18 protein-coding genes are annotated in these 15,273 nt (G+C 62.9%); 11 read left to right on the forward strand and 7 right to left on the reverse strand.

The genetic code is table 11. The annotated features are described in order from the left end of the window. Positions 1–76: 76 nt before the first annotated feature. From AC3WOB_RS13770 to AC3WOB_RS13780, 3 genes are all read left to right on the forward strand, one after another. Positions 77–493 (forward strand): class I SAM-dependent methyltransferase, encoded by a 417-nt coding sequence (locus AC3WOB_RS13770; RefSeq protein ID WP_492275666.1) that lies wholly within the window; start codon positions 77–79, stop codon positions 491–493. Between the two features lie 133 nt (positions 494–626). Beyond that, the gene (locus AC3WOB_RS13775; protein ID WP_013394882.1) at positions 627–932 is read left to right on the forward strand and encodes a DUF4148 domain-containing protein; all 306 of its coding nucleotides are present in this window, start codon (positions 627–629) and stop codon (positions 930–932) included. 30 nt (positions 933–962) lie between these two features. Beyond that, on the forward strand, positions 963–1,325 hold the full coding sequence (locus AC3WOB_RS13780; protein WP_013394881.1) for a winged helix-turn-helix domain-containing protein: 363 nt from the start codon (positions 963–965) through the stop codon (positions 1,323–1,325). A 173-nt stretch (positions 1,326–1,498) separates the two neighbouring features. Here the strand turns inward: AC3WOB_RS13780 and AC3WOB_RS13785 are convergent, their stop codons facing one another. Both AC3WOB_RS13785 and AC3WOB_RS13790 read right to left on the reverse strand, forming a co-directional pair. After that, positions 1,499–2,656, reverse strand: coding sequence for a porin (locus AC3WOB_RS13785; RefSeq protein WP_492275352.1), 1,158 nt, complete (start codon positions 2,654–2,656; stop codon positions 1,499–1,501). A gap of 207 nt (positions 2,657–2,863) precedes the next feature. Next, positions 2,864–3,337 (reverse strand): Lrp/AsnC family transcriptional regulator, encoded by a 474-nt coding sequence (locus AC3WOB_RS13790; protein ID WP_013394879.1) that lies wholly within the window; start codon positions 3,335–3,337, stop codon positions 2,864–2,866. Positions 3,338–3,445: 108 nt separating this feature from the next. Between AC3WOB_RS13790 and AC3WOB_RS13795 the strand changes: the two genes are divergently transcribed. Beyond that, a complete protein-coding gene (locus AC3WOB_RS13795) occupies positions 3,446–4,930 on the forward strand; it encodes an aminotransferase class V-fold PLP-dependent enzyme (RefSeq protein ID WP_492275353.1) in 1,485 nt (494 codons plus the stop codon). Between the two features lie 446 nt (positions 4,931–5,376). Here the strand turns inward: AC3WOB_RS13795 and AC3WOB_RS13800 are convergent, their stop codons facing one another. Both AC3WOB_RS13800 and AC3WOB_RS13805 read right to left on the reverse strand, forming a co-directional pair. After that, positions 5,377–6,318 carry a hypothetical protein gene (locus AC3WOB_RS13800; protein ID WP_492275354.1) on the reverse strand — a complete coding sequence of 314 codons (942 nt, stop codon included), beginning with the start codon at positions 6,316–6,318 and terminating at the stop codon, positions 5,377–5,379. Between the two features lie 861 nt (positions 6,319–7,179). Then, entirely contained in the window at positions 7,180–7,545 is a 366-nt protein-coding gene (locus tag AC3WOB_RS13805) for a hypothetical protein (RefSeq protein ID WP_492275355.1), read from the reverse strand. Between the two features lie 169 nt (positions 7,546–7,714). Here AC3WOB_RS13805 and AC3WOB_RS13810 point away from each other — a divergent pair, with 169 nt between their 5' ends. Continuing rightward, complete coding sequence (locus AC3WOB_RS13810; RefSeq protein WP_492275356.1) at positions 7,715–8,104, forward strand: response regulator; 390 nt, start codon at positions 7,715–7,717, stop codon at positions 8,102–8,104. 24 nt (positions 8,105–8,128) lie between these two features. Here AC3WOB_RS13810 and AC3WOB_RS13815 read toward each other — a convergent pair whose 3' ends face one another. After that, positions 8,129–9,322: a two-component system sensor histidine kinase NtrB gene (locus AC3WOB_RS13815; RefSeq protein WP_013394875.1), complete on the reverse strand. Its 1,194-nt coding sequence runs from the start codon at positions 9,320–9,322 to the stop codon at positions 8,129–8,131. 260 nt (positions 9,323–9,582) lie between these two features. Between AC3WOB_RS13815 and fmdA the strand changes: the two genes are divergently transcribed. Together fmdA and AC3WOB_RS13825 are read left to right on the forward strand one after the other, a co-directional pair. Next, entirely contained in the window at positions 9,583–10,812 is a 1,230-nt protein-coding gene (fmdA, locus tag AC3WOB_RS13820) for a formamidase (protein ID WP_013394874.1), read from the forward strand. Positions 10,813–10,823: 11 nt separating this feature from the next. Next, positions 10,824–11,156 carry a zinc ribbon domain-containing protein gene (locus AC3WOB_RS13825; RefSeq protein WP_013394873.1) on the forward strand — a complete coding sequence of 111 codons (333 nt, stop codon included), beginning with the start codon at positions 10,824–10,826 and terminating at the stop codon, positions 11,154–11,156. A 71-nt stretch (positions 11,157–11,227) separates the two neighbouring features. Here the strand turns inward: AC3WOB_RS13825 and AC3WOB_RS13830 are convergent, their stop codons facing one another. Then, the gene (locus tag AC3WOB_RS13830) at positions 11,228–11,965 is read right to left on the reverse strand and encodes an ABC transporter substrate-binding protein (protein WP_492275667.1); all 738 of its coding nucleotides are present in this window, start codon (positions 11,963–11,965) and stop codon (positions 11,228–11,230) included. 100 nt (positions 11,966–12,065) lie between these two features. Further along, on the reverse strand, positions 12,066–12,491 hold the full coding sequence (locus AC3WOB_RS13835) for a copper resistance protein NlpE (RefSeq protein WP_013394871.1): 426 nt from the start codon (positions 12,489–12,491) through the stop codon (positions 12,066–12,068). A gap of 163 nt (positions 12,492–12,654) precedes the next feature. On the opposite strand from AC3WOB_RS13835, the gene AC3WOB_RS13840 reads away from it, so the two are divergent. The 4 genes from AC3WOB_RS13840 (at position 12,655) to AC3WOB_RS13855 (ending at position 15,268) form a co-directional block, all read left to right on the forward strand. Then, positions 12,655–13,128, forward strand: a complete 474-nt coding sequence (locus tag AC3WOB_RS13840; protein WP_207469396.1) for an OsmC family protein — start codon at positions 12,655–12,657, stop codon at positions 13,126–13,128. An 11-nt stretch (positions 13,129–13,139) separates the two neighbouring features. Further along, a complete protein-coding gene (locus AC3WOB_RS13845; RefSeq protein ID WP_492275357.1) occupies positions 13,140–13,787 on the forward strand; it encodes a glutathione S-transferase family protein in 648 nt (215 codons plus the stop codon). 113 nt (positions 13,788–13,900) lie between these two features. After that, positions 13,901–14,347, forward strand: coding sequence for a carboxymuconolactone decarboxylase family protein (locus AC3WOB_RS13850; RefSeq protein WP_013394868.1), 447 nt, complete (start codon positions 13,901–13,903; stop codon positions 14,345–14,347). 12 nt (positions 14,348–14,359) lie between these two features. Beyond that, complete coding sequence (locus tag AC3WOB_RS13855) at positions 14,360–15,268, forward strand: sigma-70 family RNA polymerase sigma factor (protein WP_492275358.1); 909 nt, start codon at positions 14,360–14,362, stop codon at positions 15,266–15,268. The last annotated feature ends 5 nt before the right edge of the window (positions 15,269–15,273 follow it).

Genomic DNA, 15,273 nt, shown 5'->3' on the forward strand with positions numbered 1-15,273 from the left:
GGCGCTTGGTATGAAGACCCCGGCTGAGACATTTGCATTAGCCGCTTAACCTGAGCAGGTTCTGCTGGGTCAATACATCTATTCAATCGACCTGAATCCGCGCAATGCGGCCTACGGCCAGCCCAACAGGCACGTGGTGGGCTCGGCGACAGAGCTGTCCTCTCACTATCCACCCCACAGTTTTGATGTGGTGTTTGCCAATGGGTTGATCGGTTTTGGCCTGGATACCGAGGAGGCATTCAATCAATTGATGTTTGAATGCCATCGCGTCCTGACGGGCGATGGGATGCTGGTGCTCGGCTATAACGACAAGCCCGATCGTCTGAGCTTCAAGGTCGAGCAGGCCAAGGGGTTTCAGGTCTACAAGACATTTGAGCCCGGCATCGCCGGGATGACGGGTGCGCGGCACGTCGTGGCGGACGGGTTCCAGCATTGCTATGTGTTCTTGAGGCCCCGGCGCCTCGGGCTTGCGGAGCAGGGCCTGGCTTGGTAGCCATGGCAGAGCGCGCAGCCGCGTCCGTATGGCTCAGCATTTCAAAAACGTAATCCCGCTATCCGCTTTCTGTCTGCATCGCCTTCCTAGAATTTGATCGTGCAGTCCCCTCCACGATATATAGGAATTAAGCATGCAGATGATCCGCAAAGCCGCATTGATCCTGGCGCTGTCGGCCGCCGCTACCGGCGCGGCGCTGGCGCAGCCTGCGTCGCCTCCCGCCGGCCTGGCCAATCCCTACGGTCCGTCATTGACGCGTGCCGAAGTGCTGGCCGACCTGGCGCTCTGGAAGCGCGCGGGCGTGGACCGGTTCTGGCGTGGCGAGGAGACGCCGGACATTTACAGCCCGGAGTACAAGGCCGCATTCACTGAGTACTTCCGCCTGCGTTCGGGGCCGGAGTATCAAGCCGAAGTGCAGCGCCAGAACGCGCTGCGCTGATACCCGGCCGACGCGGCGGGAGAGCCCGGCGTGGCTGACTCCTCCGTCATCAATCCCCCCGAGTCCAGCCCCAGGTTGCAGCTTGCCGACCTGGAGCTGGACTTGTTGCGTTGCCGCGCCTATCGCAACCGGCAGTTCCTGCCGCTGACGCCCAAGGAGTTCGGCTTGCTGGCTTTCCTGATGCAGCGGCCCGGGGTGGTGTGTGTGGGTTGGGAGCTTGCCGAGCAGGTCTGGAAAATGAAGCTGCATGTCCACGACAAGCGCAATTTCAAATCCCATGCCGTTGCGGTCGCGATGCGCCGGCTGCGCAAGAAGGTCGATGCGGGTTCGGGTCCCAAGCTGCTGCATACGATACGGGGCGGCAGCTACCTGCTGACGGAAGGCCCGTTGTGACGCGCACAAGTTCTTGAACGGCGGCCGCCATGCGTCGGGCCGCCATACGCCGCGCGATACCAGGTAAAAAAATCGCGCGCCCGAAAGGCGCGCGGCGATCATCAGGCCTTCCCTTCGCGGAGGAGGGCTCGATCAAGGGATTTCCTGCTTGCAGCGTTTTATGAAAGCTGGCGCTAGAACCGATGGCGGATGCCCATATTCACCTCGGTCGCCTTGGCGTTGTCCAGGAAGGCCCAGTTGGTGGTGTAGGACGCCACCGCATACAGATCGGTGCGCTTGGACAGGTTGTAGTTATAGCCCAGGCTGTAGGTATTGCTGGTGGCGTCACCGCCCGTGAGCTGCTTGTTGTTGGCGTCGGCGCGTTGCCACGATGCGAAGGCGCCGCCGGATTTGCCGACCGGGGCGGCCAGCGCCAGCATGTAGGCATTGGAGCGGAAGCCCTTGACGAAGGCGTAGGACGGGGTGCCGGTAAATCCGCCGATGCTGCCGCCGTTGGGGAAGCCCTTGCCGGCGAACCAGCCGTCGGTCATGCGGTTGTAGGCCAGGGCCACCTTGACGACTTCAAAGTCGTAGGAGCCGCCGATGATGTAGGAACGCGGCGTGGCATCGTTCTGGCTCTGGCTCAGCTTGTTCGAGGCGTTGAGCTGGTCGTAGGTGGCAAAGCCCATGACGGGCCCGTTGTCGTAGCGCAGGCCGGCGGTGATGGCGCGGGTGTTGTCGGCGGTGGCGAAACCGGTCTGGGCGACGCGGCGGTCGTCGGCGTTGAAGGCATAGCCCAGGGCGCCTTTGAAGCCGGCCATCGACGGGGTTTCATAGACGATCAGGTTGTCGTAGCGCACGAAGTAGGCCGAGCTGAAGCCCAGGCCGGCGCCGGTGTTCAATTGATTGAAGCCGCCGCCGAACGATGAGCCGAACATGCCGGTGAAGTAGCGCGCGGCGACGTTGTACTGCCGGCCCAGGCGGACCTCGCCCCAGTCGGCGCTGCCCAGGCCCACCGTGGCTTCGCGGCCGAAGAGGCGGCCGCTTTGCAGCGAGTTGCCGTTGCGGCTGTCGTAGCCGGACTCCAGCTGGAACAGCGCATACAGGCCGTCGCCCAGGTCTTCCTTGCCGCGCAGGCCCCAGCGCGAACCCGCGGTGGTGCCGGTGGTGGATCCGATGCGGCTGCTGTCGACGCGGGTGCGACTGCCGGTGGCGGGATCGGTGTAGGTGCCGTCGACGTTGGCGTAGCCGATGCCGGTATCGATAAGGCCATAGAGCGTGACGGAAGAGGACTGCGCATAGGCGGCGCCGGACAGTGCCGTGGCGGCCGCCGCGACGTATAGCTTTTTCATTGTGGACTCCGTGAGCAGGGAAGATCGATATGCGTCATACCGACCGGAAGCCACGGAAAACATGTCTTCTGGCGGATAGGCAGGGCCAGTGTGAAGGCCGTTGCCCGACAATCCGCGGTCGCTGAAATTACAAATCTGATCGTCCCGGCATCACGGTTTTGTCATGTCCGCGTGGATCGCACATGACGCGGTGCCTGGCCGCTGGTCTTAGCCCTCCAGCCCTCCCAGATCCGGCGGCCGGTTCTCGATGATGGCCTCCATGCTGAAGAACCCCGTCACCGTCGACAGCTCGAAATCCGTGATCAGCTTCTGGTAGAAGCGGTCGTACCCGGCCATGCCGCGGCAGACCACCTTGATGAGGTAGTCCCAATCTCCGCCGATGCGATAGAACTCGGTCACTTCGGGCAGGCGCCCCACGTGTTGCCGGAAACCATCGGCCCAGGCCTTGGCGTGGTGGCTGGTGCGGATCATCACGAATACCGTCAGGTCCAGCCCCAGTTCGACCAGGTTGACCTCGGCCCGGGTGCCGCGAATGATGCCGCAGGCGTTCAGACGCTGCAGCCGGCGCCAGCAGGCGTTTTGCGACAGGCCGACGCGATCGGCCAGCTCGCGTTGCGACAGCGCGCCGTCCTTTTGCAGGCAGGAGATGATATTAAGATCAAACTTGTCTATTTTTTCCATATAAAAGATCAAATGACCCAATATTGGTTAGTTTAGGCAAAAATTAGGTGAGGTTTTAAATTTCACCCCATCGTATGATATTCCGACGTTCCCAGGAATATCCCCGACATGAATACGACCACCAAAACAGCCTCCGTCCCGGCTACGCCGTTGCAGCAATTTCAAGAAAGCCTGAAGGCGGACGACGTCGCCGCGGCGCTGGCCGATGGGCTGATCGGCAAGGATGCGGTGGTCGACGGCCCCTATGGCGTCAAGCCGCTGGTCTATGCGGATTACGTTGCGTCCGGCCGGGCGCTGATGCAGGTCGAGCGCTTCGTTCTGGAGCAGGTGCTGCCGTACTACGCCAACTCGCATACCGAGGCGTCTTATTGCGGTGGCTTCATTACCCGCCTGCGCCGCGAGGCGCGCGCGGCGATTGCGCGCTGCTGCGGTGCGGGCGATGAGCACGCGGTGATTTTTGCGGGCTCGGGCGCGACGGCGGGGATCAACCGGCTGGTGCATCTGTTCGGCGTGCGCGAGGCCATCGCCGCGGGCCGCAAGGTGCGCGTCATCATCGGCCCCTACGAACATCATTCCAACATCCTGCCGTGGCGCGAATGCGGCGCGGAAATCGTCGAGCTGGCGGAAAGCCCTGAAGGCGGCCCCGACCTGGCGCAGCTGGATGTGGCGCTGCAAGCCGGGGAGGGCGCGCTGGTGGTTTGCGCGCTGTCGGCGGCTTCGAACGTGACGGGCATCGTGGCGGATGTGGCGGAAGTGACCCGGCGCGTCAAGGCCGCGGGCGCCAAGATGCTGTGGGACTATGCCGGCGGCGCCCCCTATCTGCCGATCCGGATGACGCCCGCCGCCGATGCGGCGATCGACGCAATTGTGTTCTCGCCACACAAGTTCATCGGCGGCCCGGGCGCGTCTGGCGTGCTGATCGTGCGCCGCGACGCGGTGCTGGACACCACGCCCACCTGGCCCGGTGGCGGCACGGTCCGCTTCGTTTCGCCCGTGGGCCATGACTACAGTGGCAGCCTGGAAGCGCGCGAGGAAGCGGGCACGCCCAATGTGGTGGGCGATATCCGTGCCGCCCTGGTGCTGCTGGTGAAGGAAGCGCTGGGCGCGGACTTCATGCGCCAGCGCAATCAACACTTCGTGCAACGCGCGCTGGCCAGATGGCAGGGCGCGGCGCAACTGGAACTGCTGGGTTCGCTGACGGCGGCACGCTTGCCGATCTTTTCGTTCCGGGTGCGCAATGGCCGCGGCGGCTTCGTGCATCAGCAACTGGTGACGCGCATGCTGAGCGACCGCTTCGGCATCCAGGCGCGCGGCGGCTGCGCTTGCGCGGGTCCTTACGTGCATCGTTTGCTGGATATCGGCGCGGATGAATCGCTGCAGATGCGCCAGGCCATCCTGGACGGCCGGGAAATGGAAAAGCCGGGCTTCATCCGGCTGAACTTCAGCGTGCTGCTGGCGGACGAGAAGGCCGATTTCATCCTGGATTCGGTGCTGGCGCTGGCCGCGGACGCAACCGAGTTCGAGCACCGCTACGGCTTCGACCCGAGCCGCGCGATTTTCTTCCCGAAAAGCGCCGACAAGCAGGCCGCGTGAGACGTGCGCCCGCCGCCAGGCGGGCCGCTCCATCCCTCATTCAGTCCTTCATCTGGAGGCCGCAGGTTCTGATCCACGCGGCCTTCTTGTCCGCCAATTCGTCGGACGCGTCGCTCAGCGCGCGCGCCATCCTTGCCGGAAACTCCACCCCTTGGCGGCGACAAGCCTCGAAGTCGTCGACCAGGGCGTAGCGGGCATCCAGCAGGTCCAGCCGGCCCTGGCACAGTTCGCGATTCAGTTGCAGGTCGTTGGACGCCTCGCGCGAGTGCTCGACCTCAGGAGAGTGGTCGTCCCCGAACGTGGGGGCGCTAGCGCAGGCGAAAGAGAGAGGGAATCATATTCAAATCTGAAGGCTGGTGGAAGCGTGAACTAAGCCGATATTTTGGCCTTGAGGCTTTTTGGGTTGTAACTTAAAGACATAAAAGTGCGAATTCTGATTTTATTAGCTAATGATTTTGCCACATCAAAGGCAATGCGGAAGGGAGAGTCGAGGCAGATATTTCTGGAAAATTCCGAACTTGAAATTCACTTCCAAGAGGGTGATAAACCAATAAGTTCTCATCGGTTTCAATCGATGCGGTCATGTGGATCGAGTAGGGATGGTCCCTGTTGGGCTGATCGTAACTAGAAAATAGAATCCCAACTATCTTCAGGTATTGTTTTCCAATATCCGGTCGAAAGCAATAGTTTGTTCCCCTTTCGTCTTGCACCGAAGAGTATGCCCAGCCCTGAGAAAGAGGAAGGTCGTGAAGATCTTTGGTAATAATTTCGGCTCCACGATAAAAATGCTCTGTGCCTTTCCCTACTTTTCTGGAAAACTCATCCCTCACAAAGTTACAAACCAAAATTAGTTTCTTTGCCTCGTTTTTAGTCATGCTAGATGTTTCTGGGGTTATTCCGATTTTAGTGAGCGTTATATCTTCTTGGGCTTCAAATACAGTCAGTGATGCAAGCTCCTTAGGAGCGATGCGTGTTTCCAAGAAGGCGGTGACTCCATGGTCTGCCGTATAAAGCAGTGGCTCATTTTTTTTGTGGAGTCTGCCAGGATATTGTACGAAGGCCGCAGGAGGAGCCCAGGCGTCTGACTCTATGCGCATTGCTTGAAACGGTAAACGGCGGTCGGTTTTAGCAATCTTGCGAGCGCGGAACAGTTTGGTTCCTCGAGGAATGTAATAATGGTGCACTGGTAGTACGTAACTTTTTGTTTTAACCATCAATACGCGTCCGAACTCTGCACGATATGTCGAGTCGTTCATGCTGTGAAAGTTGAGCGAACGGAATCGCCTGATGTTGTGCAGCAAGTCAGATTCTTTAAAGGAGTCCAGATATTTTCTCAATGGAGCATCAAAGTCCGATGCTAACAACTTGTTTTTTGGGGGCAGAACCATGCAAGGTTTCTCGGATTTTTGGTGCGAATCGTGAAATTCGTAGGATAGCGCGAATTCTTAGAGTAATGACGACCGACTCTCGACCGCTGGATATATACAGAATCTGGTTCGCCGCATTTGCTATTCGCTATCACTCCCGACGGTGTCGTCGCAAGTAATTCAGTAGATGTGGGCTGATAGTGGTTCGGAATGGGGATTGGCGGGACATGCATTGCATTCAGCGGAGGCGACCTGGCGACTTGTGCATTGGTTGTAGTTGACTAGTCTTCGCTCGTTAGTCGGTTGGACCGGCTCAATGCGGAGGTCCTTGATCGCCCCGTTCTCCGGCGCTAGATAGGTAAAGACGGCGCGAGAGATTGGCATTATCAGTCTGAAGATTGATCGACCGTCGTAACTCGGACGCCTGATCACCGGGTACTTGCCCTCCTATGGGTGATACGTTGCGTAGTGGACGCCGTGTTTATTGCACCGTTTGGCGAACACTACGACCGCCGTGCCTTCCATCAAGGCCTCACTGAGCTGGTTCTCTGCGTATCTATTTTTTCAAGGGGTCGGCACGTCATGGGTGCATGGGTGCGCGTGGAATCAACGCCTGCGCGACGCAATTCTCGACGTCGTTTTTTTTGGCCGAGCGAGCTGATTAGCGGTTTGAGCGTCGCGATCTAGCGCTAGATCTAAAGCCGTCCATCTTGGCGTCAGCACCGATTGGTATTGCGTCACGTGAGGCGCAAGACTACATCGGCGGCCTGAGAACGTACCGGGAGCCGATGCGACCGAGTTTGAGCACCGTTACTGCTTCGATCGTGGCCGGACCATCTTCTTCCCACGCAGCGCCGAAAAGCAGGCCGCGCCATCCCTCATTCAGTCCTTCATCTGGAGGCCGCAGGTTCTGATCCACGCGGCCTTCTTGTCCGCCAGCTCGTCGGACGCCTCGCTCAGCGCGCGCGCCATCCTTGCCGGAAACTCCACCCCTTGGCGGCGACAGGCCTCGAAGTCGTCGACCAGGGCGTAGCGGGCATCCAGCAGGTCCAGCCGGCCCTGGCACAGTTCCCGATTCAATTGCAGGTCGTTGGACGCCTCGCGCGTGCGCTGCACGTCCTGCGCGCGGTCGATGCGCGCCTGCTCCGCCTCGATCTGCGCGATGCAGTCTTCCGCGACCGCGGGCGCGCTGGCGCTGGCGGTGCAGATGAGCAGGACGGCAAGAGTGCGGCGGTTAAGGGCGGCCATGCGGAGATACCTTGATAGTGCGACAGAATGGGCAGCATCATAACTGCTGGGAAAATCGGGACAGGAGCCGATGCGCCAGGCACTTTGTAGACAGGCATGACGCTTGCTGACTCCCGCATGCCGTTAAGGCCTCGAAAATCCACCGGCTCCACCATTCAGGTTGGGACATATGACGGACGCCAAAATCTGCGCTGGGCGGAAGGCTGTTCTCGTTGTCGATGACAACGAGACCGCCAGATGGATACTGGCCGAGATATTGGCCGGCGAGGGTTATGCCGTCTGCGAGGCGGGCAATGCCGACGAGGCGCTGCAGCGGCTCGGGGAGCGTCCCGACATACGCGCGGTCATTACGGACATCGAGATGCCGGGCTCCATGGATGGCCTCGAGATGGCGGCGCGAATACGCAGTCAATCACCCGAAATTGCCGTGCTTCTCACGTCCGGCCGTCATTACCCCGCAGCGGGTGATCTTCCGCCAGCGACGAAGTTCATCCTGAAACCATGGGCTGCGGATGAGTTGATCCGTGAATTGGAAACAGTGCTGTGCCTCAGCTACTAAGGAAGCAGGCGGGCCGAAATACCATCATTGTGCGGCCCCCTGCCCGGGGGAGGCCTTGGGGAAGTAGAGGGTGAATGTCGTACCCTCTTGGGCGGAACTGGCCACATCGACGTGACCGCCTGTTTGCGAGACGTAGCCGAAAACCTGGCTCAAGCCCAAGCCCGTTCCTTTGCCTTCCGGCTTGGTGGTGAAGAAGGGTTCAAAGATGTGGTCCAGAATTTCCGGCGCGATGCCTTCGCCATCGTCCGAAACGCTGACGGCGACAAACGGCCCGGCGGCGAGGCCTCCCTGTTCATCCGGGCGCGAGTCCACGCAGCTGACTGCAATTCTTACATTGCCGCCGAAAGGCATGGCGTCGGCGGCATTGACCACCAGATTCAACAAGGCGTTTTCCAGCTGGCTGACGTCGGCGCAAATGAGGCAGGGATCATCAGGGAGCTGGTACTGCACCCGGACTGCTGCTCCAAGTGTTGCCTGGAAAATCGGCTTCATCCCTTCGATGCATAGACCGACGTCTACCTGGGAGGGTTCGAGAGGCTGGCGGCGCGCATACGCCAGCATTTGCTGGGTCAGGTGGGTCGCCCGCTGCGCCGTATCTGCAATGGCATTGAGGTACTTGACGCGCTTTTCAGGCGCGAGTTCGGGGTTGCGCAGCAACTCCGCGGCCCCGTCGATGACCGAGATGAAATTGTTGAAATCGTGGGCTAGGCCGCCAGTCACGCGCCCCAGCGCTTCCATGCGCTGGGCCCGATGCAGAGCCAGCTGGGTCGCCTGCAACTCGAGCTGGCTGTGCCGCTTTTCAGTGATGTCGCGCGTGACCTTGGCGAAACCGATGAGCTTGCCCGAACCGTCCCGTATGGGGTCTATGACCACGCTGGCCCAGAATCGCGAGCCGCCCTTGCGGACTCGCCAGCCCTCGGCCTCGAATCTGCCTTCGCTCGACGCGATGGCCAAGGCCCGCTGCGGGACGCCTGCGGCGCGATCTTCATCGGTGTAGAAGCGCGAGAAATGCTGCCCGATGATTTCGGCGGCTTCGTAGCCTTTGAAGCGCTGCGCGCCGGCATTCCAGCTTGCAATGAAGCCATTGGCGTCGAGCAGGAAAATCGCATAGTCAAGGACGCCCTCCACCAGAAGCTGGTAGCGGTAGGGTTCATCCAATTGGGCCAAGCTGCTGAAAGGGGCAGCAGTCCCTTCTTTCGGGGGCTCGACGAGGCTCATTGGTACTCCAATTCGCGGTGCTGGGAGCACCAATTATTCATCGACGAAACCGACCGTGCAATGGTGCGGCGCCCGCAGCCATCCTTCGCCTTGAACCATCCCTGGGCTACTGGTCGGAAACCCAGTTTACGGCGTTCCAAAACTCGCCTACTGTGCTTCACATATCAACGACCCGCAAGCGCTGCCATGCGCCTTCGTGTTAAACGGTCGAAGATAGAAATTTCTGTTTTATCAACACGTTACGTTGGAGATGAAAGAGAATGACCGACACCCTCATCAAGGTCGACCTGGCCCAATCCCCCTACGAGAACGCGCAGATCCACAATCGCTGGCATCCGGATATTCCGATGGCCGTGTGGGTCAAGCCGGGGGACGACTTCGTGCTGGAAACCTATGACTGGACCGGCGGCGCGATCAAGAACGATGACAGCGCCGACGACGTCCGCGACGTGGACCTGTCCACGGTGCACTTTCTTTCGGGGCCGGTGGGCGTGGAAGGGGCCGAGCCCGGCGACTTGCTGGTGGTGGACCTGCTGGACATCGGCGCGAAGCCGGACAGCCTGTGGGGTTTCAATGGCTTTTTCAGCCGCAATAATGGCGGCGGTTTCCTGACCGAGCATTTTCCGCATGCGCAGAAATCCATCTGGGATTTCCATGGCATGTTCACTTCGTCGCGCCATATTCCCGGCGTGAACTTCGCCGGGCTGATCCATCCCGGGCTGATCGGCTGCCTGCCCGACAAGAAGCTGCTGGACACCTGGAACCGGCGCGAGCAGGCGCTGATCGACACCAATCCCAACCGCGTTCCGCCGCTGGCCAATCCGCCCGCGCCGAAGACGGCGCACATGGGCGCCATGCAGGGCGCCGACCGCGACAAGGCGGCGGGCGAGGGCGCGCGCACCGTGCCGCCGCGCGAACACGGCGGCAACTGCGACATCAAGGATCTGTCGCGCGGCGCGCGGGTGTTTTTTCCGGTCTACGTGCAGGGCGGCGGCCTGTCAGTAGGCGACCTGCATTTCTCGCAGGGCGACGGCGAGATTACCTTCTGCGGCGCCATTGAAATGGCGGGCTGGGTGCACATGCGCGTGTCGCTGATCAAGGGCGGCATGGAGAAGTACGCCATCAAGAACCCGATCTTCAAGCCCAGCCCGATCACGCCGGCCTACAAAGACTTCCTGATCTTCGAAGGGATTTCGGTGGACGAATCCGGCAAGCAGCACTATCTGGATGTGAACGTCGCGTACCGGCAGGCTTGCCTGAACGCCATCGAATACCTGAAGAAGTTCGGCTATTCGGGCGCCCAGGCGTATTCGCTGCTGGGCTGCGCGCCGGTGCAGGGGCATATCAGCGGGGTGGTGGACATACCCAATTCCTGCGCCACGCTGTGGCTGCCGACGGAGATCTTCGATTTCGACATCCAGCCCTCGGCGTCCGGCCCCGTCAAGCACATCCAGGGTGGCGTGGACATGCCGCTGTCGCGCGACCGCTAGGAGACGCCGCCATGCCCATGTATGACTATGCCTGCGGCGATTGCGGCGAGTTCGCGGCGCTGGTGCCGCTGGCCCGGTGGCGCGATCCCGCCGCCTGCCCGCAATGCGGCGCGATGTGCGGCCGCATCGTGGGCGGAGCGCCGGCGATTTCGGCGTTGTCGTCCGCGGTGAACCGGGCGCGCGCCGTCAACGAGCGCAGCGCGCACGAGCCGCGCAGCTCGCGGTCCGGCCACGGCATGAATTGCGGATGTTGTTCCGGCGGCAAGACGGGCGGCAAGACGCGTACCACGTCGGATGGGGCGAAATCGTTCGCGGGCGCCAGGCCCTGGATGATCAGCCACTGAGAACGTGCCGCCAGCGTGCAAAGGCCCCGCTTGTGCGGGGCCTTGTTCTTACCGCACGTATGCCCGCCGGTTCAGGCTTCCAGCGGCGCCACCGCGGCGCCCTGGATTTTGTGGCGGGCCAGGGCTTCGGCGACGAAGCCCGATTTCTTCATGGCTTCGACGAAGGCGGCCAGGTAGGCGCTGGCCTTGTCGCCGCGGCTCTTGGGCACGCCCATGGCCTGGCGGATCAGCATGAAATGGCCGTCCAGCAGGTGCAGGCCGCCCAGGCGCTGCGCGTCGGCTTCAAGCTGCTGTTTCACGCCTGCGGCGACTTCCATGTTTTCCTGCAAGAAGGTGTCGACGACGGCCGGCGAGGTCGGCGCGCGGAAGATCTCCGCCTGCTTGAGCTCGCGCGTCAGGTACAGGTCGTAGGCGCTGCCCTTGCCGACCACCACGCGCTGGCCCTTGCGGTCCACTTCCTCCATGCTGGCGATGGGCGAGTCCTGGCGCACCAGGTAGGCGCCTTCGATGACCACGTAGGGCGCGGTGAAAGCGATCTGGGCGCCGCGCAGCGGGTCGATGGCGAAGAAGCCCACGTCGGTCTGTTCGGCGGCCACGGCGTTGACGGATTCGCCGGCCGACTTGAACACCACCAGTTCAAGCCCCACGTCCAGGCGTCGCGCCAGTTCCGTGGCCAGGTCCACCGACACGCCGCCGGCCTGGCCGGTGACGGGGTCCGCGTTGGCCAGGATAGGATTGCCCAGATTGATGGACGCGCGCAGCGTGCCGGTGGGGGCGAAGGCGGAGAGCAGCTCGTGATCGGTCTTCATGATTTCCTTGGGCATGGGGATCGCGCGCACGGGCGCGGACGATGCGGCAAGCATAGCCGCAAGCGCCCGCGTTGCGCGATGCCTTACGTTGCGCGATGCGTTACTGGGCGCGGCGCAGGACGTAATGCGGGGCCAGCGGGCCGGTCGGGCGGGTGCCGTCGCGGTACAGCATGGTTACCTGGTTTTCGCCGACGAAATAGCGCTGGCTATCGCCGGACGCGTCGAGCCGGATGGTGCTGCCGTCGGATTCCCAGCTGAATGTCCCGGTTACGACCTCGGGCTGCGGTTGGCGGTCCAGGTACTGGGTCTGTCTTTCGTAGCGGCCGTCCTGCTCCAGGGTCAGCCGGGTGCGGATGCCCGGGCAGTCTGCGCAAGGCAGGGTGCCTTCGTAGCTGCCGGCCCAGTCCAGCGAATCGCGGGCGGTGTGGCTGTCGACGGGCACGGACCCGCCGGAGCCGGGCCGGGAAGGCGCGCAGCCGGCGAGCAGGGCTAGCGTCAGGGCGCAGGTCAGGGTGGTTTTCATCATGGCGAGCTCCTGTTTGGCAGACCGGTCACGATACGGATAGTAACGGGGCGGTGCTGAAACGGGATGTAAAGCGCGCGGGCCTGGCGCGGCCGCGCATGCGCTACGCTAGGCTGTTTTCCGGGCGCGCCGGCCTGGGCCTTCTCCCTTGAATAGGACGATTCCGATGAAAGGCGAACACCGTTACAACGTCACCGTCGACTGGACCGGCAACACCGGTACGGGCACCTCCAGCTACGCCGCCTATTCCCGCGACCACCTGATCCGCGCGGCGGGCAAGCCCGATGTGCCGGGCTCGTCCGACCCGGCCTTCCGCGGCGATCCCGCGCGCTGGAATCCCGAGGACATGCTGGTGGCGTCGCTGTCGGCCTGCCACAAGCTCTGGTACCTGCACTTCTGCGCGGTCGAAGGGGTGACGGTGCAGGCCTACCACGATGAAGCGGAAGGCGTCATGGTCGAGGACCGCGAGCGCGGCGGCGCCTTCAGCGCCGTCACCCTGCGGCCCGAAGTGACCATCCGCGCCGGCGACGACGCGGCGCTGGCGGCCGAGCTGCACGAGCGCGCGCATCACTTCTGCTTCATCGCCAACTCGGTCAACTTCCCGGTGCGCTGCGAGCCGCGCATCGTGCACGCCGACTGAGGGCCACCGCCATGCTGACCATCTGGGGACGCCGCAGTTCGTTCAATGTGCAAAAGGTGCTGTGGCTGGCGGGCGAGCTGGGCCTGGAATACGAGCACGTGCTGGCCGGCGGCCAGTTCGGGTTACTGGACACGGCCGAATTCCGCGCCATGAACCCGCACGGTAAGGTGCCGCTGTTGCGCGACGGCGCCACGGTGGTGTGGGAGTCCCATGCCATCCTGCGCTATCTGGCCGCGCGCGACGGCGCTGGCCGGTTCTGGGCGGACGACCCGGCGCAGCGGGCGGGCGCCGACGGCTGGATGGACTGGGCCCAGACCGCCTTGCAGCCGGCTTTCCTGACGGGCGTGTTCTGGGGCTATTACCGCACGCCGGAGGCCCAGCGCGACACGGCGGCCATCGAGCGCGCCGTCGCGGCCACGCACGCCTGCCTGCGGCAGCTGGACCGCGCGCTGGCGGACCGGCCCTATCTGTGCGGCGAGTCCCTGGGACTGGCGGACATCCCGGCCGGCACCACGCTCTACCGCTATTTCGAACTGGATATCCCGCATCCGCCCATGCCCCATCTGCAAGCCTGGTACGAGCGCCTGCAGGCCCGTCCCGCTTATCGCGAGCATGTGATGGTGCCGTTCGGGGAGTTGCGCGGGCGGCTGGATTTCTAGGCCGGATTTACAAATTTCCCGATGGACGATGTCACATCCTGCCAGGCTATCTCGTCCTAGGGGTAATGGCGCTGCATTCCGCGGCGCATGCCGACCTTGCTGGAGAAAGACCCATGAGCACTGCCCGCCTGAACGCCTACACCGCCTCGCCCAAGGCCATGAAGGCGATGATCGCCCTGAACGACTTCGTCGAGAACTGCGGCCTGGAACACAGCCTGCTTGAACTGGTGAAGATGCGCGCTTCGCAGATCAACGGCTGCGCCTACTGCCTGTACATGCACTCGACCGATGCCCGCAAGCAGGGCGAAACCGAAATGCGCCTGTACCTGCTGGACGCCTGGCGCGAGTCTTCGCTGTACAGCGAACGCGAGCGCGCCGCACTGGCGTGGACGGAAGCGCTGACCCGGTTGCCCGAGACCGGCGCGCCGGACGCCGACTACGCCGAAATGGCCAGGCATTTCAATGAGGAAGAGCAGGTCAACCTGACGGTCGCCATCAACATGATCAACAGCTGGAACCGCATCGCCGTGGGGTTCCGCTCGCAGCATCCCAAGCACTGAGGCCCTGGCTCCATGAGCGCATCCGCCATTTCCGATGCCGTTGCCGACTTCGAGCCCCATCGCAGGCATCTGCAGGGCCTGGCCTATCGCATGCTGGGTTCATGGGCAGAGGCCGAGGACGTCGTGCAGGACGCCTGGCTGCGCTGGCGCGACGCGGACCGCGGTCAGGTCGAAACGCCGCGCGCCTTCCTGTCGCGCACGGTCACGCGTCTGTGCCTGGACCAGCTGAAGTCGGCGCGCGCGCGGCGCGAGGAATACGTCGGACCATGGCTGCCGGAACCCTTGCCCGACGCCGCCAGCTATCAGGCGCCGGGGGCGGGGGAAATCGCGCACGACCTGTCGGTGGCGTTGATGCTGGCGCTGGAGCGGCTGTCGGCGCTCGAACGGGCCGCTTTTCTGCTGCATGACGTGTTCGACATGCCGTTCGCCGAGATCGCGGCGACGCTGGGCCGCAACGAGGCCGCCTGCCGCCAGTTAGCCGCGCGGGCGCGCAGCCGCGTGCGCGATGCGCGTCCGCGATTCGCGGTGACGGAGCAGGAGGGCGCGCGCATCGCCGATGCCTTCTGGCAGGCGTCACGGGCGGGCGACGTGGACGCGTTGCGCAGCCTGCTGGCGCAGGACGCGGTGCTGCATGCGGACGGCGGCGGCAAGAAGCTGGCCGTGTTCAGACCCATCCTGGGCAGTGACAAGATCGCGCGCTTCTTCGCCGGCCTGTCGTCCAAGCCCAGCGGCCAGTTCCTGGAGGCGGTGGTGACGCAGTTGAACGGCATGCCGGGCGTGCTGGCGACCGAACTGGACGGTCTGCCCCGGTCCACCACGCTGGAGGTGCGCGACGGCAGGATCACCGCCATCTACATCGTGCGCAACCCTGATAAGCTGCGCCATGTCGCGGCGCTGCCGCCCAGTCTGCCGCAACGCTGATTCCC

It is taken from the genome of Achromobacter sp. FW305-C-30-7, from assembly GCF_058783105.1.